Origin of the sequence: Methanofollis ethanolicus (assembly GCF_001571385.1) — an archaeon.
GTDB lineage: Archaea > Halobacteriota > Methanomicrobia > Methanomicrobiales > Methanofollaceae > Methanofollis > Methanofollis ethanolicus.
This window is the reverse complement of sequence record NZ_BCNW01000001.1, coordinates 129,688-145,603: the sequence shown is the minus strand read 5'-3', so window position 1 is coordinate 145,603 and position 15,916 is coordinate 129,688. Positions and strand designations below refer to the sequence as shown.

Genomic DNA, 15,916 nt, shown 5'->3' with positions numbered 1-15,916 from the left:
GTCACTTCGTCCCGTACGACCGCACATGCGCCCATGCCCGACAGAGGTCAGGCCGCAGGGCAGGGTCGCGGTAGATGCCGATATTCTTCCTGCCATAGAGGGTGCGGTCCTTCCCTATCGGGCAGACGCCGACGCAGATGCCGCAGGGAGCGAGACCGCGTTTTTCAAGTATGGCGCTGTTTTCAGCACAGGCCCTTTTGTCGGTGAGGCCGGCGGGGTATCCCTCCTCGCGGAGGGCCGAGGCAGGGCACATCCGCACGCAGGCCATGCAGCGGGTGCAGAGATCCTCCTCCATGAGAGGATCGGGCGGGAGTTCGGCGGCGGTGAGGACAGATCCAAAGCGCACCCGCGGCCCGTAGTCCTGGGTCAGGAGCATGTTGTTCACTCCGAAGGTCCCGAGCCCCGCGAGGAAGGCGGCGTGGCGGTGGGAGAAGAAGGCGACCGGCTTTTCGAGGAGCACGTCGATGCCCGTGTAACCGTCTCGCGGCATAAAGACGGACGGATACCCCTGTTCGGTGAGGTATGTGGCGATCCGGTAGGTGTACTGGTCGAGGAGGGTGTTCATTGTCCGGTAGAGTTCCCTGTACCAGATCGACGGTGCGGTCTCGATGACAGGCAGGGGGACGGGCAGGCCGATCACGATCACCGACCTGGCCTCCGGAAAGATCGATTGCGGGTAAAAGGCCTCTGACATCCAGGGCTGAAAAGGTGGGTTCTCCCACCGCCCGACATCTGCCACCCCCACAAGGGGGATCTCCATCGTCGTGCACCTCTCCCGTACTGCCTGTTTTAGTCCCTCGCTCATAGGCCTCTGGATCTCTTGGTCGGCAGCTGATATGAATGCCCTCTGTTCTCTTCGCTCCCCTCCGACCTGGCAGTCCCTGAGGATCCGGGAACCGTATCGGAATCAGGCTTGCCGGGACAGAAAAAGACAAAAAATATACTCTGTAGAAACCCTTGCGTGAAAGTACTTCCTGAAGTGATAGGGGAAAAAAATCCTGTTCAGAAGTGCCTGGTCCAGGGGGGCTGCCGCCCCCCATACCCCCTGCCATTACGATAGGGGCAGGGATGGCCTCCTCCTCCAGGACTCCGACCTTTTCTTTCCGGGACCAATCCTCGCGCGGGGGTCCGGGGGCAAAATTCCCCCGGCGAATGGGAAGGGGAAGGCAGAGGATCGGCACGCACTATCAACCGACGGAGGAGGATTTTTCCAAAGCCGAAAAATATACTAATATACTCTTCACCGGGAGTGTACTGTAGCGCAAACGGAAGCATGAGATCGTGGCCCACCTGGGTGATTTTCTGGATCCCCTGAACGGCGGTGTATGGGGGGTCGCCGTCCTGAAGGAGGTGGTGACAGACGCGCTGGACGATGGGTGGAAACGGTCTCCGATCAATGTCCCGTCCGCGGGTACCCTCACCAGCCCTTCCCGAAGGTAAAGACCACGAGCGTCGTCAGGAGAGATGCCCCTGCAAGGATGAGGGCTGTCTCGACAGGCACCACCTGGACGCCCCCGTCCATGCCGAGCACCATGCTGACCGCCACCGGCGCCAGAGACAGACCGATGATGCAGATCACCGGGCCGACCACGACCGGCGGGAAGATCCTGGTGGTCACCTCTATGCCGAACACCCTGATGACAGCGCTCAACACCACATAAAAAAGACCTGCCACAGCAAGGCCACAGAAGGTGCTCGGGATGCCCCATGTCGCCCCGCCATAACTGATCGCAGGGGTGAACGCGAAGGACGATGCGAGAAAGATCGGCACCTTCATTCTCGTTACCACCTGGAAGAGCAGGGTTCCGATCCCTCCCGTAAACAGTGCGACATTCGGGTCCAGCCCTGTGAGAAGGGGGACGATGACAAGCGCACCGAAAGCGACGAAAAGGATCTGAACGCCCTGGAACATTCGTTTAATATCAGTAGTCACTCGTTCGATGTCCATAGATAGACCTCTTAATGAATGGAAATGTGTGAATGAAGAACGAGTATGCACCGGCACGACCCGTCGGACGCGGTGCTCCTAACGTCCGTCAAAAATTTTTCTGATTAACGATGAGGTCATCCCAAAACTGATCATACCCTCTGTCCTGTCGATGGAATGATCGGTATGTGGTTCTGAAAAATCCTGTTCTGGTGTCTTGTCCGGGGGGTTTCAGCGAAGACCCGATGGGTCTTCTTGGCTCCCTGCGTTCGCCACTCGAAAACCTACGGTTTTCTCACGGTCGCTATCGCTCCCTCCCCCCGACCCCCATCATTGCGATAGGGGGGGATGGCAGTCTTCTTCGATATACAGGGATTATCCTTCCCCCGTCCTATCCTATTTTCGGGGGTCCGGGGGCGTCAGTCCCCCGGCAGAGAGGTAGGGGAAGACGGTGGTTTCGCACGATTCTTCATGGAATTCGGGAAGATATCGACCCAATCATGATCTTTTCTCCCGATCCCTGCATGCAGAGATAGGGAGAATGAACGAGAGTTTTGGGATGGCCTCGATGAATATGCCTATCCATCCTCTCTCTGAAAATTGGCCGGATTCACCGCCGTGCCGGCGTATCCGGGCTGAAGACGCAGGGCGGCATCGTCTCTCAAATGATGGAATGTAACAAAAGGGTGTTATGGGGGCGGCACTCTTTTCAGCCAGGCCTCCCTCCAGTAGCAGAAGCAGGAGCGGTCGCACCCACCATATGCCGTGCCGTCACAGAGGGCCCCTTCAAGGAAGACGGTCGGTGTCATGATCCTCCTCATCTCGCCTGTCGTCTCCAGCATGATCCTCTCGACCCTTTTGAATACCCTGAACTTCTTTCCACAGAATGTATCCATGCCGCGCATGAAAAAAAGTCCTTTGTGCCTCCCATTCTCGTCGAGTGTGGCCGATATCTCTTCAAGTGGCCTGACCTCAACCCACTCGCCGGGCTGGAGGTTCAGGTTCTCGTCCTGGTATGGGACTGTTCCGGCTCTTCTCGGGCCGGTCAGGGCGAGTGTCACCCCATGGCACATATAGGGCATGTTCTTCATGAAAGGTGCCAGGAACGGATACCTGTGCGTTGCCGTAAGGATCGAATGGTTCCATCTCCGTACCAATCTTTTTTTTGTGTTCGGATCTTCGACGGAAACGGTTGCCGGGATTACGCTCCAATAGGAAAAATGACAATTTACCCCCCTTCTGGTCATTGTATCTGCTCCTCCGTGATTTTTAACGGTGAGATCGAACTGTCCAATAGTTCACGCGCTGAATAGATGATACCAATATATTATTCTTTTTATCGTTCCTGGCGGGGACATCCTGAATGCATGAATTCTCGTATGTTCATGCGACCTCCTGACAGACAGGGTGTGTCCTTCTCTGCAGCGGAAGGAGAGATCCGCCCTGAAGTGAGGGATTGCCGCCTTCCCTGCACTCAAACTCTCTATCCAGCATGAACCAGACCTCCTGACCCCGTGACCTCCTGTGTGATATGTGCCGGGCTGCCCCGGTAGGTGACTGTCCCGCTGCCCGAGACGGTCACGTCCAGCACTTCGGTTGCAAAGACTTCGGCTGTCCCTGATCCCTCTATCGTCACTGTCGATCCTCTGGTCTCAAGGTCGAATGCCGCGACTTTCCCCGACCCGCTGACGACCGCCGTATGATCTGTCGCCGTTCCCTGCAGGGTTGTGCTCCCCGAACCGACAATGGCCGATGCAAGGTCGGTCACATTCACCCGGAGGTCGATGCCCCCTGACCCGCTGACCCCGGTTTCCAGGTTCTCTGACAGGATTTCGTTTTCTCCGACGACAGATCCCGATCCGCTCACCGAGACCCGCCTGACCTCGTCTGTCGTGAGCCTGATGATGATCGGCTGTGTCGTCCTGAAACACTGGCCATTGTGGTCTATTGTTAACACGCCGTCCGTGACTCGCGTCCGCAGGAGGGGGAGGATATTCTCCTCGGCCTCGATCTGTAGAGAGGCCGTCGCATCCTGAGTCAGGTAGACTGTCCCGACTGTGGCGAGGTCCACGCTATGGAATGGTTCGACCGTTCTCGTCTCGGAAACGACATTTCCCGACCCTTCGATGCAGGGTGAGAACTGTGTACACCCTGCGATCAATACTGCCGAGAGGATAAGCATTACTGCACCATACCTGTCCACGTGTCACGCCCCCGCGTAACTCTCCCGGTCTCTCCCCATGATCGTTATCCTGTGAATAATGTTGCCCACTCTGCCCGGCGCCGGTGCGCCCTGCCAGGGTTGGAGTCTCCCTGAAGAAGAATATCCGGCCTTTTTTGGCACTTTGTGGCCGTATCGCCCGCCATCTATATGTCTCTCCCGGACAATGTATGATGATACTATTCCCTATGGTCGCCCCATCACGTCTGCCCTATCTCTATGCCCTCCTTGCCGCCCTGCTCTTCGGCTGCGGCGCCCCTGTCGCAAAGGTCCTCCTCGGTGACATCGGGCCTGTCACTCTGGCCGGCCTCTTCTATGTCGGCAGCGGGAGCGGAGTCGCCGCCTATCTCCTTGCCTGCAGGGTCCTGGGCCGTGACAGGAACGGGTCGGAAGCGGCTCTCAAGTTGAGTGATCTCCCCTGGATTATCGGGATCGTCCTCTGCGGCGGGTTTCTCGCCCCTGTCACCCTGATGCTCAGCCTGCAGTCGACACCGGCGGCGACCGCCTCCCTCCTCCTCAACTTCGAGGCGGTGGCGACCGCGGTCATTGCGGCGATCATCTTTGGCGAAGCTGTCGGGAAGCGGACCTGGGCGGCGCTCGGACTGATCACTGCCTCCTGCCTCATCCTGTCCTGGGAGTCCGGGGACGTCGCGGGTTTCTCTCTTGCAGCCTTTGGCATCCTCCTTGCCTGTACCTTCTGGGGGATGGACAACAACTTCAGCAGGAATGTATCGGCAAAGGACCCCATCCCGACCGTGGCGGTGAAGGGCCTCGGGGCAGGTCTTCTCTCCCTGACCCTCGCCCATCTCCTCGGTGAAACTCTGCCGTCACCGGGCACCTGCTTCCTCGCCATGCTGGTCGGTTTCCTCAGCTATGGTGGTCTTGTCAGCGTCCTCTTCCTCCTCTCTCTCAGGAGTGTCGGGACGGCACGGACGGGATCGATCCTTGCGGTCGCACCGTTTTTCGGGGTTGCAGCGGCGGTCGTCATCTTCGCCGCCCCGCCGGACGCGGCGTTCTACCTCGCCCTGCCGGTGATGGCGATGGGAGCGTATCTCCTCGTTACCGAGCGTCACTCCCATCTCCACCATCACGAGGCCCTTGTCCACGAGCACCGTCACAGGCACGACGACCTCCACCACGACCACGAGCACCCGCCGGGAACGCCCCCCCTGGACCGGGCCGGGTACCACTCCCATCTCCACGCGCATGTCGAGGTCAGGCACGACCACCCTCATGTCCCCGACATCCACCACCGCCACCGCCATGGAGGTGAAGAATAATGGCTTTTCCGGCTTTTCCGCTTTCATGGGCGGAAAAACCGGTTTGTAGATCCTGAAAGATACTCTTATATCCTCTCAGCAGAAAAGGTTGCAGAACACACAGGAAAAGTATGGAGTTGATTCCCTGAGTTATTTCAAAGATAAAGATAGTGGACCGGATGGGGAGATCATACGGGTCCGTCTCCCGAACAAGAGAAACAAAGAGATGTTTGCAAACGCTGAGCTGATGCTCGGCGCAAATCATATCAGAGTCAGGTGCTATGACGGCACGACGCGTGTCGGCCGGATCAAGGGCAAGATCAAGAAGAGGGTCTGGATCCGCGAGGGCGATATCCTGATCGTCACCCCCTGGGATTTCCAGGCGGACAAGTGCGATATCATCTACCGCTACACCCGGCCGCAGGTCGACTGGCTCCGCGGTCACGGATATCTCTAAAAAAAGATACTTTTCTGGTGCTCAGATTGAGAGCACCTGGATCTCGTATTTTTTGATGATCAGGCGGTCTACACCGCTCTTTGTGTACGTGCCGCCGCTACCGGTCATTTCCAGTTCCTGTCCGGTGAGGTAGTTTTCCCAGGCCTTCGAGAAGATAGGATCTGTGATATTGACTGTTACCTTTCCATCGCTCGGGCTACCATCCCCGAGGGTGCTGGACGAATTGAGTTTCAGCCTGACACTCCCCATGCCTGTTGCGGACATCGGCGATCCGTTGAGGGCGATAAGGTTGATCACCATCGTACCGCTAGATGTATCGAAGAACCACCTCGGCTCCGCGATCATCGCCGATCCGCCTGCCTGCGCCCTGATCACCGCACCGTTCTCCAGGGCGATGGTGGCGTCCTGCCCGTCTGAGGTGTAGACGAGCATGCCGGGGGAGAACTCCACAGGTGACATACCGTCTGCCGTGATGTTCAGCCTCGGCCCGGTGCCGCTGGCATTCACCATCGCAAGCGACCCGCCGCTCACCTGCAGGGCGGTCTCCTTGTACGGGACGTTCTTGAAGCAGAGGGCTTTCATGTCGTTCTGCAACACCACCATCGTCTGTTCCATGTTCCGCACGTCTGCGTTGCTCTGTTGCTGCATGAGCATCGGGTAGCCGTACAGGGTGATCAGGGCGATGCCGGTCAGCACCAGTCCGAAGATGAGGATGAATCCGATCGCCTCGGATACGCCCTCGTTGTTCTCGATTCCGAATCTTTTCATCTTACACCCCGCTTGAGTTATAGGTGAGCCTGTTGATCCCGCTGCCCGTCGTGTTCCCTGTCACGCCCATCGTCGCCCCGATGCCGGCGATGGAGATGGTGCTCCTGACGCCGCCCCTGGAGACCACGACTTTCTGGTCGCCGTCTCTCTCCGCCATCTCCACGAAATAGTCAGAGCCGGCGACGTCGTCAGGGATGTCGAAGTCGGTGGTGATCGTGCCGGTGTCGGGAGCGATCACGTAGATGTCCACGATCCTGGTCGAGATGCCGTTCCCGACATCGACGAAGGAGTGATAGGCGAGCCTGTCCGAGGGCCCCTGCATGAAGATGGCGTTTGTCGCGAAGATCGTGACGATTAGGAGGACCATCAGGATGCCGGTGATGGTGACGTACTCCACCAGGTTCGCCACGCCGTCGTCGTCGTCACACATATGCTGTTTCATTGTAGGCCGTCACCCCGTTGTTGAAATTGATCTGGACCTTTGTGTAGGTCTTTTCAGAGATCGTTTCCGTTGTGTTTACTATCTCCACGACGGCATTTTTTCGTGCAAGGGAGAGGGCTTTGATGTCCTCTTTGAGGGTATCGGTAAGTCCGCTGTCAGATGCGGCGATATCGATCACCTCGCTCCTGAGGTCCCTGATGTCGCTCTTCGGGAATTCGAGCACGCCCTCGGCCGTTGTCTGCCCGACAAGAGTCGCCTGGTTGACCACCAGGGCGAGGAAGAAGAACCCGACCGCGACGATGAAGCCCATCATCACGACCCACTGTCCGTCGTCGTCTAACCTCTCCATATGAGCACCTCCACCATCACGACCTGTTCTCTGGTCCCCATTGGTTGCGTTTGGGTATTATTCTCAGGCATATGTACAAGCCTTGCCACCCGCACCGCCTGCTCGTAGCCGGTCATCTCCTGTGTTCGCGTGAAGAAAGTCGTCTTGACATCGCTGCCGTCCCGGTAGGATACATTGGCGGAAAACTGGAGATTGTCCGTTCCTGTGTTCTTTGCGTTCAGGAGCGATCCAAACTCGGTGCTGAATCCGCTTCTGTTTCCCATGTCGATGTATCGTGTGAGATTGCTTTCCGTGGCTGTTCCTTTCACCGGCGTGTCCATCACCGTCAGCACATCGTTGCCGAGGACTTCAAGCTGCATGTCGGTGATGTGGGAGTCTCCCGGGGTGTACACGCTCGTCGTGCCGGCGACGAGGTACGCCGTCGCCAGGACGATGAAGGCCGCCGCGATCCCCTCCATCGTGTAGAGTTGCGCTGAATCGTCTACCATACCGCCACCTCCAGCACGGCAGGTTTGAGGTTGGGGATCTGGATGTTGGTGTAGTTGTACCCGTATGTTCCGTCGATGTACGTCCATGAAGCAGGGGGTATGTCTGTATTTGCGAAGGTGAAGCGCACCTCCATCATGCTCGTCTCCGAGGCTTTTCCACTGAAGAATCCCGGTTCGAGGACGAGAGAAATGTTCTCTGTGACCTTTTCGTTCGCCACCGGTCCAGAGATTTCTATGGCGTCAATCTTCAGCTGAGACTTGCCGTCCGGGATGGCGGGAGGAACCCACGTGTTCCCGCGGTAGAGGCGGACATCCTTGAGGGTGGCGCTCGTCGCCCCGGCTGCTATGTTGAACGTCTCGTCGATATGGTCGAGTCGTATCTCGATCCGGTCGCTGAAGGGGTCGATGCGGTAGGCCGGGTCACGGGCAAGTAACTCTGAAAAATTCAAACTAACTCTGAAGATCTTTTCAGTGGCAACGTCATTTATGATGTAGTTGCTCTTCACCGCTTCATCCAAGAAATCGATGGTCACAGGTTTTGATTCCTTCACCATCACCGCCCGTCTGATATATCCGTGGTCGCCCTCGGGGATCGGGTCGCCGAGTGTACGGGGAATAGAACCAGCCTCCGTCAGATTCAGGCCGATATTGAAGGAGTACGGATAGTCCGAGAAAAAGACCGTCTTCCGGTAAAAGTCGGGGTCATTCTGATAACTCGTCTCATTGAAGAAGGCGTCTATCTTCCCCATGGAGAGGACATTCGGCGTATCCCTGGATGCGGCAAGGCCCATCCTCTTCACGCGGTCCATCGCCGTCGTCTCCCCCTCCCAGCGACTGTTCCCGGTCATGGTGAACTCGTCGAACCACCACCCCGGGTCTTCGGCAAGGATCACCGAGGTCCGGTAGGCGACGCCGTCGTCGTCGATGGTGGCGCTCTGGAGGCCGGCGAGCATCCCCGGCACCATCCCCGCCGCGACGATCAGGGCGAGGAGGAAGATGGTGAAGCCGGCCAGGAAGTCGATGGAGAGCATGGCGGAGTCATTGTCGAGGGCCGTCAGATCGCCTCCCCTGTCTGTGCGTCAAAACTGAGTGTCTCGGGGGCGGGAGCGTGCGACCTGAGGGTGTACGTGCCGTTCGCGAGGGTGAGGTCTGTCAGAGGCCCGAGCCCTTTGATCGCGTCGGCATGCATCTCATAGAGGTCGCGGGGCATGAGGGCTGTGTCCATGGAGATCTCCCCGCCGTCCAGCGGGTGGTTCCAGTTCAGTCTCGACCAGGCGCCGTGCGAGTAGACGAGGAACGAGGGTTTGCCGTCCTGCCGTATGCCAAGCACCCAGGTGCTCGCGTTGCCTGCGGTCGCGACATCTGTGCCGCTCACCGTGACGACCTCCATCCCGGTGATATTCTCGAAGCCTTCCCCTGCAAGCACCTCCAGGTCCGTGAGGGCGGCATCGAGGTGTGTCTTCTCCTCTGCCGTGGAGGGTGTCACATCTCTGATACCGCCGCCTGCGGCTCCGTCTGCGGATGTAGTGGTGCAGCCAGAGACCCCTGAGAATGCGAGTATGCAGAAGATGAGGAGGGCAATGGTATGCGAGGGCTTCATAGCACGGATCCATTTTAGGGAGATTAGTATAAATAGTGTTTGAATCTGTATTGGCGCATTATCTCTTTTTGATCCGTGTTTAAGGTCTTTTTATTGGCGATACGCTCTCGCCCCCTGGCGCGGGGCAGGTCTCTGTGGTTGTCTGGAAAGTCTGTGGTGTGTCCCCTGTCCCGGCCAGGATGGAGATGATGCCTTCTGGCTGTGTCCGGGACAATAATACTTTTCTTACAAAAGGTGTCACCTTTCCATCATGCAGAACCCCACTTTCGAGGAGGCCGTCCGCTTCCACGGCCACCGCTGCCCGGGCCTTGCCTTCGGGTACCGCGCTGCCGAGATCGCGATGGAAAAGATCGGCGCCGTCCGTGCTCCCGACGAAGAACTTGTGGCGATCGTCGAGAACGACGCCTGCGGCCTGGACGGCATCCAGATCGTCACCGGGTGCACTGTCGGGAAAGGGAACCTCATCCTCCGCGACCTCGGCAAGGGTGCCTGGACCCTCATCAACCGCACGAGCGGGAAGGCGGTGCGGATCATGACCCGCCCCGACTTTTCCGTCGATGCCGTCGACCCGGAGTTTCACCCCCTGCGGGCGAAGGTCCACAGCGGGTCGGCGACGCCCGCGGAGAGAGAGGCCTACAGAGAGCACCTTGACACCGTCTGTGCCGCCATCCTGACACGCCCTGCCGACGAGGTCTTTGCGGTCAGGGACGTGGCACCCGACGTGCCTGAGAAGGCCCGGATCTTTGCGTCGTACACCTGCGCCGTCTGCGGGGAACAGGTCGCCGAATCGCGGGCGCGGGTCAAGGACGGGAAGATCGTCTGCATCCCGTGCGCTGGAAAATATACGAGAGGGTGGTGAACCCCCCTTCAAAAACTGTTTCACTCCTTCTTCCCCTCGCCGAGCGTGTGGATCACGAGCCCGGAGAGGAGTTTCGGTTCGAACCAGGTCGACTTCGGGGGCATGACCATGCCTGCGTCCGCGATCTCCATCACGGTCTCGACATCGACAGGCTGCATCGAGAAGGCGACGGCAAACTCGCCTGAGTCCACCTTCTCTTCGAGGTCGGCAAGGGGCCTGGCACCGCCGAGGTACTGGAGACGGGCGTCGCCGCGGGGGTCGGTGATCCCGAGCATCCCTTCAAGCACCCTCTTCTGGATGACGGAGACGTCAAGAGAACCGATCAGGTCGGCGGGGTTCTCGACAGGGCAGGTGATCTCGTACCAGACGCCGCCCAGGTACATGTGGAAGACATGGTGGCCATCGGCACCCCTGAGAGGCGGGACACGGAAGACGGTGTCGTCGATCTCGCCATACGGTTTCACCTCGAAGCCTTCCTTCAAGGCAGCGAGGAAGGACTCGGGCGTGTACGTGCCGAGGTCGGTGACAAGCCTTGAGTAGCCGTGGATCTTCACTCTCTTGTGGGCGAGGAGGATCGCCATGAACCGGCCGTCCTCGGCCTCATAGGTCCCGGCCTGTCGGCGGTCCCCGGCGATCGTCACCGCGGACTTGGCGCGGTGGTGACCGTCGGCGATATAGGTGGCCGGCACGCGGGCGAAGAGGCTCTCGATGTGCGCGAGGCGGACCGGATCGCGGATCCTGAAGAGTTCGTGGACATTCCCCTGCTCGGTCTTGACGACCGCATCGGGCTCGCCCTCGGGGAGGACGGACTCGATGTACCCGAAAATGTCCCCCTCGTCAGGGTACAGGACGACCACGAGGCCGGTGTTGGCGTTCGTGGCGTCGATGTGCCGGGTCCGGTCCCTTTCCTTGTCATAGCGGGTGTGCTCGTGCTTCTTGATGACGTCCTGGATGTAGTCGTCGACGTCGAGGCAGGCGACGAGCCCGAGATAGAGGTTGCCCCCCTGTTTCACCCGGTAGAGGTACATCGACGGGGCATCGTCCCGGCGGAAAATCCCCGTCTCCTGCATCTCCTGGAAGGTCTCCCTCGCCTTCTCGTAGATCTGCTCGTCGTCGGCAGGGATGTCCCTGAGGAGGGCGTCTGTCCTGCTCACGCTGAGGAAAGAGAGCGGGTTTTTCCTGATGACCTCTGCGGCCTCGTCTGTCGTCACCACGTCGTATGGCACCGAGGCAATCTTCGCGGCATATGCGCGCTCGGGCCGCAGCCCTGAAAAACGGTATACCTTTACCATGGGGATCACGTATCTTGAAGCTGCTAATACTTTCCCCCGGGTCAATATATTTCCTCGCGCACGAGGTAGATATGAACAATGTCAGAGCCCGGGTTTTTCCTGCGAAAGGCGACGGCGGGAGACCTCCCGGCCATCGTCGCCATCGAGCATGAGTCCTTCGTGGACCCCTGGAACGAGGAGACGTTCCTCCAGGCGCTTGAGTGCTGGGCCGAGACCTTCTTTGTGGCGGTCGTGGACAGGGAGGTCGCGGGCTTCATTGTCGGGGGCATCGAGGATACCGGCGAGGCGGTGTACGGCCACATCTGCAACTTTGCGGTGGCCGAGAGGTTCAGGCACCGCGGGATTGGGAGGGCGCTCGTCCGCAGTGCCGAACAGCAGTTTGCCATCGCCCTCGCCGAGGGTGTCCAGCTGGAGGTGAGATACTCCAACACCGCGGCCCAGAGGTTCTACCGGAGACGGGGATATGAACCGGTCTTCACCGTCGCCGGCTACTACTCCAATGGAGAGGATGCCATCGTGATGATGAAGTGGTTCTTCTGAGGGGCATGGCCAAGGGGGCAAAGCCCCCCGGACCCCCCACTATCAGGATAGGAATGGGGACGGCGGTGGATCGATTTCTCTGACAACCACCCTCTCCTGGGTTCGAGGCCGGACAGTGCGGAAGAGGGTTATTCATCGTTTTGTGGCCCCCCCATCATCCGGCCGGAGAGATGACAATCTCCCTCAGGACCCTCTTTTCTCCCCGAAAAAAAGATCATCCCCGGCCGAGTTGTTTGTGGGCCCGGGCCAGGTGGTTGGCGGCGAGGGCGCCGAGGAGGGAGAGTTCGCCTGCAAGGACGCCTGCGCTGACGATCTCGGCGAAAGCCTTTGCATGCGTCCCTTCCGGCTCGCCGCCGCCTCTGACGCCGAGGAGGGTGAGGCAGGCGCCCTGGGTGTCGATCCCGGTACCGCCGCCGACGGTGCCTACCTGCACGGCCGGGAGGGTGACGGCAACATAGGCCCCGCCCTCTGTCTCCTCGACGGTGGTGATCGCACTGCTCCCCTCGACCACATGGGCGGCGTCCTGCCCGCAGGCGAGGTACAGGGCGGCGATGATATTGGCGGCATGGGCGTTGAAACCGAGAGCACCGGCCCGTGCCGACCCGACGAGGTTCTTGCGGTAGTTCACCGCGGCGAGAGTCTTTGCGTCGGTCTTGAGGACCGTCTGGATCAACTCGTCGGAGAGGTGCACCCCGGCGACGACGGTCTTGCCCCTCCCCTCGATGAGGTTCATGGCCGCGGGTTTCTTGTCGACGTCCATGTTGCCGGAGAGGGCGACAAGGCGGGCCCCTGTCTCTGCCTCGACGAGGTCGGCGATCTCCGCCGTGGCGATCGTCGCCATGTTCATGCCCATCGCGTCCTTGGTGTCATAGGCGCAGCGGAGGAAGACGTTCGTGCCGACAACGTACGGCGTCACGGAGAGGAGTTTCCCGCGGGAGGTGGTCTTTTCGGCGGCAACGGCGAGGTCGGCGAGATGGGCCCCGGCCCAGTCCGCGACCCCCTTGGCATGCACGATGTCGCGGGCCGCAAAGACAGGGGCCCGGGTCATGGCGTCGGCGAGGACCCTGACGTCGGCCCCTCCCGCCTTCGTGATTGCGGAGGCGCCCCTGTTGGCCGAGGCGACGAGCGCCCCCTCTGTCGTCGCGAGGGGGAGCCAGTAGGTGCCGCTCGCATATTCCCCGTTGATCTGGAGAGGCCCGGCGACGCCGACCGGCACCTGGACGGCGCCGATCATGTTCTCGATATTTCTCTTCACCACTCTGTCGATGCCGATGGAGAAAGTGCCGAGCGCACCGAGGTCGGCCCCGCTCTCCCCCTCGATATACTCGCGCCTCACCCTGACGGCCTCTTCGGGCGGAAGTTCGGCCTCCAGGGCGTAGAGTTTGAGAGTTCCATTTTTTAGTCTTGCGAGAGCATCATCCATGAGATCAGTATCGGGATTTTTGGGGATAAAGATGCACGGTGAGGACGACGACGAGATCTGGTGCCTGCGAGTGGCAAAGAAACATGCGGAAGAGGCGAGACGGGACCTGATTGCACGTGAACTCCTGGACCGGGCCCACAGGCCGAGGGTAGAGGGGGAGGATCTCCTCCTCCCTCTCCTGGGAGAGACGGCCGGGGCTGAAAAAGGGGTCTTCGCCGCGTTCCCCGGGCGGGAGGAACTTCCCCGCCACGAACTCGTCGGCGGGATCGCGATCCTCCTTGAGGAGGACAATGAGGGGGCCGAACGGGTGCTCCATTCCCGCCCGTCTCTCCACACTGTCCTGTACCCGACGAGCCCGGTGGAGGGGGAGTTCCGGACGCGGGAGTTCGCCGTCCTCGCCGGGGAGGAGACGACGCGGACCGTCGTCACCGAGCACGGCCACCGTTTTGCGGTGGACCTTGCGCACGCCTACTTCTCGGCCCGCCTCTCCACGGAGAGGCAGCGGGTGTGGTCCGCGATGCGGGAGGGCGAGCGTGTGGTCGACATGTTCGCGGGCGTCGGGCCTTTCGCGATCTCCCTTGCCGACCAGGCCTCCCTGGTCGTCGCCGCGGACCTCAACCCCGCGGCAGTCTCTCTGCTCTGCGAGAACATCGCGATGAACAGGAAAAAGAACGTCCTGCCCATGATCGCCGACGCCGCCCACCTGCCCGGCATCTTCGGCCGGACCTTCGACAGGGTGATCATGAACCTCCCGATGGAGTCATCTCACTTCCTCTCCGCCGCCTTCGCCCTCTGCAGGCCTGGCGGCACCATCCACTTCTACGCTCTCCAGGACGAGGAGGGGAAGTACCTCGACGCGATCCGCGCCTTCCCGGTTGCCGGGGTCGTCGAGAGGCGGGTGCGGAGTTATTCGCCTGCCGAGTGGCACGCGGTGTACGATATTGTGGTCGGGGAATAATCCCCCGTTTCTGGAAAAAGGGCTCTTTAGGGGCTCTGTAGGGTCGTCGCGTAGAGCGATCACTTTACGAAGAGAACTCTGTAGATATCCTGTTCTGGAGTGCCTGTGCCGGGGGGGAAGGCAGGGGGTCAGCACCGCTCTTCAGGGAATCTGCGGAGAGATCGATCTGAGAATGAGGGTTTACCATGAGCATATCCCAAAACTCTCGTTCATTCCCCTTTCCCCGCATGCTGAACCCGGGAGAAAATCTCATGATCGGGTCGATGTCTTCCTGAATTCCCTGAAAAATCGTGCGAAACCACCGCCTTCCCCCGGACCTCTGCCGGGGGACTACCTCGAAAACCCACAGTTTTCTCGACTCCCTCCGGTCGTTCCCCCGGACCCCCGAAACAGGATAGGGTCGGGGAAGAGAGACGAGAGATCCGGATGAAGGAGATTGCCATCCCCCCCTATCGCAATGATGGGAGGGACCGGGGGGTGAAACCTCCCGGACAGGACGCCAGAACAGGATTTTTCAGAACCACATACCGATCATTCCATCGACAGGACAGAGGGTATGATCAGTTCTGGGATGACCTCCATGAAAATGATCCAGAAGATCAGTTCTCCGGGTTTTCATGAGGCTTTGACTCTCAACGAGCACCCCAAGATGGAGATGGAGAGGACAAAACCACCTTCAGAGAGGTCCGCCCTCTGCCTTCCCCGCCCTATCGCAATCCCCGGGGTGTGGGGGCAGCGCCCCCGGCGCGAGCGTGCGGGAAGGCATGTTGACCAGACGAACTCCTCAGAACAATGTTCATGCGGTATGCCTGAGGCGTGCTCCTGACTCATGCCTGATTCTACAAAGCCATAAAAGCGCATATCTGGTGGCGCCGCCGCATCGAGGACGGCGCCGATTTTTTCGGATCGGAGTTTTTTGAAAAAGAAAAGGAGGAATCGGGTCTCACATCGGCACGAACTTCGTGCCGTAGTAGATGACGCCGCTCTCGCCCTCGGTGCCGAGTTTGCGGAAGACCGACGTGACCGGCATGCCGATATAGGCCTCCTCAGGGGAGCAGACGATCTGCGCCGTCATCCTCGGCCCCTCGTCGAGTTCGACGATGGCGAGGACATATGGGGTGAGTTTCGCAAACTGGTCGCTTGCCGACCTGATCACCGAGAAGGTCACGATCTTTCCTGTGCCCTTGAAGGTGTGCTCGACGATCTTCCCCTCGCGCCGGCAGGTCGGGCAGAGGTTCCGCGGCGGGAAGAAATACCTGCCGCAGGTCTCGCAGTGTGTCCCCTCAAGGTTGTAGCGCTGCGGGATCTTTCTCCAGAAACGTGGTACCGACAT

At 59.8% G+C, this 15,916-nt stretch carries 19 protein-coding genes; 6 read left to right on the top strand and 13 right to left on the bottom strand.

Features of this window, described 5'->3' with window-relative positions; genetic code table 11:
• Window position 1: 1 nt before the first annotated feature.
• The 4 genes from MEFOE_RS00730 to MEFOE_RS00715 all read right to left on the bottom strand — a co-directional run bounded on the left by MEFOE_RS00730 (window position 2) and on the right by MEFOE_RS00715 (window position 4,109).
• Entirely contained in the window at window positions 2–805 is an 804-nt protein-coding gene (locus MEFOE_RS00730) for a 4Fe-4S binding protein (protein WP_067046885.1), read from the bottom strand.
• Window positions 806–1,417: 612 nt separating this feature from the next.
• Complete coding sequence (locus MEFOE_RS00725) at window positions 1,418–1,948, bottom strand: solute carrier family 23 protein (protein WP_083523263.1); 531 nt, start codon at window positions 1,946–1,948, stop codon at window positions 1,418–1,420.
• A gap of 668 nt (window positions 1,949–2,616) precedes the next feature.
• Window positions 2,617–3,018: a hypothetical protein gene (locus MEFOE_RS00720; protein ID WP_153015816.1), complete on the bottom strand. Its 402-nt coding sequence runs from the start codon at window positions 3,016–3,018 to the stop codon at window positions 2,617–2,619.
• 392 nt (window positions 3,019–3,410) lie between these two features.
• The gene (locus MEFOE_RS00715) at window positions 3,411–4,109 is read right to left on the bottom strand and encodes a head GIN domain-containing protein (RefSeq protein ID WP_083523262.1); all 699 of its coding nucleotides are present in this window, start codon (window positions 4,107–4,109) and stop codon (window positions 3,411–3,413) included.
• A 227-nt stretch (window positions 4,110–4,336) separates the two neighbouring features.
• Here MEFOE_RS00715 and MEFOE_RS00710 point away from each other — a divergent pair, with 227 nt between their 5' ends.
• Together MEFOE_RS00710 and eif1A are read left to right on the top strand one after the other, a co-directional pair.
• Window positions 4,337–5,428: a DMT family transporter gene (locus MEFOE_RS00710; protein ID WP_067046876.1), complete on the top strand. Its 1,092-nt coding sequence runs from the start codon at window positions 4,337–4,339 to the stop codon at window positions 5,426–5,428.
• A gap of 124 nt (window positions 5,429–5,552) precedes the next feature.
• Entirely contained in the window at window positions 5,553–5,864 is a 312-nt protein-coding gene (eif1A, locus tag MEFOE_RS00705; protein WP_067052807.1) for a translation initiation factor eIF-1A, read from the top strand.
• A gap of 21 nt (window positions 5,865–5,885) precedes the next feature.
• Here eif1A and MEFOE_RS00700 read toward each other — a convergent pair whose 3' ends face one another.
• From MEFOE_RS00700 to MEFOE_RS00675, 6 genes are read right to left on the bottom strand one after another with little or no spacing between them, the layout of a single operon-like run.
• Complete coding sequence (locus MEFOE_RS00700; RefSeq protein WP_067046873.1) at window positions 5,886–6,632, bottom strand: DUF7289 family protein; 747 nt, start codon at window positions 6,630–6,632, stop codon at window positions 5,886–5,888.
• Between the two features lies 1 nt (window position 6,633).
• Window positions 6,634–7,074 carry a hypothetical protein gene (locus MEFOE_RS00695; RefSeq protein WP_067046870.1) on the bottom strand — a complete coding sequence of 147 codons (441 nt, stop codon included), beginning with the start codon at window positions 7,072–7,074 and terminating at the stop codon, window positions 6,634–6,636.
• Window positions 7,055–7,423, bottom strand: coding sequence for a hypothetical protein (locus MEFOE_RS00690; protein ID WP_067046867.1), 369 nt, complete (start codon window positions 7,421–7,423; stop codon window positions 7,055–7,057). The genes MEFOE_RS00695 and MEFOE_RS00690 overlap by 20 nt, the downstream gene beginning before the upstream one ends.
• Window positions 7,411–7,911, bottom strand: a complete 501-nt coding sequence (locus MEFOE_RS00685) for a DUF7288 family protein (protein WP_067046864.1) — start codon at window positions 7,909–7,911, stop codon at window positions 7,411–7,413. The genes MEFOE_RS00690 and MEFOE_RS00685 overlap by 13 nt, the downstream gene beginning before the upstream one ends.
• Window positions 7,905–8,942 (bottom strand): hypothetical protein, encoded by a 1,038-nt coding sequence (locus tag MEFOE_RS00680; protein WP_067046862.1) that lies wholly within the window; start codon window positions 8,940–8,942, stop codon window positions 7,905–7,907. Before MEFOE_RS00680 ends, MEFOE_RS00685 begins: the two co-directional genes overlap by 7 nt.
• Before the next feature lie 23 nt (window positions 8,943–8,965).
• Complete coding sequence (locus tag MEFOE_RS00675) at window positions 8,966–9,511, bottom strand: hypothetical protein (protein ID WP_067046859.1); 546 nt, start codon at window positions 9,509–9,511, stop codon at window positions 8,966–8,968.
• A 250-nt stretch (window positions 9,512–9,761) separates the two neighbouring features.
• On the opposite strand from MEFOE_RS00675, the gene MEFOE_RS00670 reads away from it, so the two are divergent.
• Window positions 9,762–10,370, top strand: coding sequence for an FmdE family protein (locus MEFOE_RS00670; RefSeq protein WP_067046856.1), 609 nt, complete (start codon window positions 9,762–9,764; stop codon window positions 10,368–10,370).
• A gap of 20 nt (window positions 10,371–10,390) precedes the next feature.
• Here MEFOE_RS00670 and MEFOE_RS00665 read toward each other — a convergent pair whose 3' ends face one another.
• Window positions 10,391–11,662 (bottom strand): DUF1015 domain-containing protein, encoded by a 1,272-nt coding sequence (locus MEFOE_RS00665; protein WP_067052805.1) that lies wholly within the window; start codon window positions 11,660–11,662, stop codon window positions 10,391–10,393.
• A gap of 78 nt (window positions 11,663–11,740) precedes the next feature.
• On the opposite strand from MEFOE_RS00665, the gene rimI reads away from it, so the two are divergent.
• Entirely contained in the window at window positions 11,741–12,202 is a 462-nt protein-coding gene (gene rimI / locus MEFOE_RS00660; protein ID WP_067046853.1) for a ribosomal protein S18-alanine N-acetyltransferase, read from the top strand.
• A 214-nt stretch (window positions 12,203–12,416) separates the two neighbouring features.
• Here rimI and hmgA read toward each other — a convergent pair whose 3' ends face one another.
• Complete coding sequence (hmgA, locus tag MEFOE_RS00655) at window positions 12,417–13,625, bottom strand: hydroxymethylglutaryl-CoA reductase (NADPH) (RefSeq protein WP_067046850.1); 1,209 nt, start codon at window positions 13,623–13,625, stop codon at window positions 12,417–12,419.
• A gap of 31 nt (window positions 13,626–13,656) precedes the next feature.
• Between hmgA and MEFOE_RS00650 the strand changes: the two genes are divergently transcribed.
• On the top strand, window positions 13,657–14,583 hold the full coding sequence (locus tag MEFOE_RS00650) for a class I SAM-dependent methyltransferase (protein ID WP_067046847.1): 927 nt from the start codon (window positions 13,657–13,659) through the stop codon (window positions 14,581–14,583).
• 426 nt (window positions 14,584–15,009) lie between these two features.
• Window positions 15,010–15,204 (top strand): hypothetical protein, encoded by a 195-nt coding sequence (locus MEFOE_RS13555; RefSeq protein WP_153015815.1) that lies wholly within the window; start codon window positions 15,010–15,012, stop codon window positions 15,202–15,204.
• A gap of 322 nt (window positions 15,205–15,526) precedes the next feature.
• Here the strand turns inward: MEFOE_RS13555 and MEFOE_RS00645 are convergent, their stop codons facing one another.
• A complete protein-coding gene (locus tag MEFOE_RS00645; protein ID WP_067046844.1) occupies window positions 15,527–15,916 on the bottom strand; it encodes a Zn-ribbon domain-containing OB-fold protein in 390 nt (129 codons plus the stop codon).

Excerpts from the sequence above, each read along its gene's own strand:
- MEFOE_RS00730 (WP_067046885.1), bottom strand. The coding sequence starts at position 805 with ATGAGCGAGGGACTAAAACAGGCAGTACGGGAGAGGTGCACGACGATG.
- MEFOE_RS00725 (WP_083523263.1), bottom strand. The coding sequence starts at position 1,948 with ATGGACATCGAACGAGTGACTACTGATATTAAACGAATGTTCCAGGGC.
- MEFOE_RS00720 (WP_153015816.1), bottom strand. The coding sequence starts at position 3,018 with ATGAAGAACATGCCCTATATGTGCCATGGGGTGACACTCGCCCTGACC.
- MEFOE_RS00715 (WP_083523262.1), bottom strand. The coding sequence starts at position 4,109 with ATGCTTATCCTCTCGGCAGTATTGATCGCAGGGTGTACACAGTTCTCA.
- MEFOE_RS00710 (WP_067046876.1), top strand. The coding sequence starts at position 4,337 with ATGGTCGCCCCATCACGTCTGCCCTATCTCTATGCCCTCCTTGCCGCC.
- MEFOE_RS00700 (WP_067046873.1), bottom strand. The coding sequence starts at position 6,632 with ATGAAAAGATTCGGAATCGAGAACAACGAGGGCGTATCCGAGGCGATC.
- MEFOE_RS00695 (WP_067046870.1), bottom strand. The coding sequence starts at position 7,074 with ATGAAACAGCATATGTGTGACGACGACGACGGCGTGGCGAACCTGGTG.
- MEFOE_RS00690 (WP_067046867.1), bottom strand. The coding sequence starts at position 7,423 with ATGGAGAGGTTAGACGACGACGGACAGTGGGTCGTGATGATGGGCTTC.
- MEFOE_RS00685 (WP_067046864.1), bottom strand. The coding sequence starts at position 7,911 with ATGGTAGACGATTCAGCGCAACTCTACACGATGGAGGGGATCGCGGCG.
- MEFOE_RS00680 (WP_067046862.1), bottom strand. The coding sequence starts at position 8,942 with ATGCTCTCCATCGACTTCCTGGCCGGCTTCACCATCTTCCTCCTCGCC.
- MEFOE_RS00675 (WP_067046859.1), bottom strand. The coding sequence starts at position 9,511 with ATGAAGCCCTCGCATACCATTGCCCTCCTCATCTTCTGCATACTCGCA.
- MEFOE_RS00670 (WP_067046856.1), top strand. The coding sequence starts at position 9,762 with ATGCAGAACCCCACTTTCGAGGAGGCCGTCCGCTTCCACGGCCACCGC.
- MEFOE_RS00665 (WP_067052805.1), bottom strand. The coding sequence starts at position 11,662 with ATGGTAAAGGTATACCGTTTTTCAGGGCTGCGGCCCGAGCGCGCATAT.
- rimI (WP_067046853.1), top strand. The coding sequence starts at position 11,741 with ATGTCAGAGCCCGGGTTTTTCCTGCGAAAGGCGACGGCGGGAGACCTC.
- hmgA (WP_067046850.1), bottom strand. The coding sequence starts at position 13,625 with ATGGATGATGCTCTCGCAAGACTAAAAAATGGAACTCTCAAACTCTAC.
- MEFOE_RS00650 (WP_067046847.1), top strand. The coding sequence starts at position 13,657 with ATGCACGGTGAGGACGACGACGAGATCTGGTGCCTGCGAGTGGCAAAG.
- MEFOE_RS13555 (WP_153015815.1), top strand. The coding sequence starts at position 15,010 with ATGAAGGAGATTGCCATCCCCCCCTATCGCAATGATGGGAGGGACCGG.
- MEFOE_RS00645 (WP_067046844.1), bottom strand. The coding sequence starts at position 15,916 with ATGTCGGTACCACGTTTCTGGAGAAAGATCCCGCAGCGCTACAACCTT.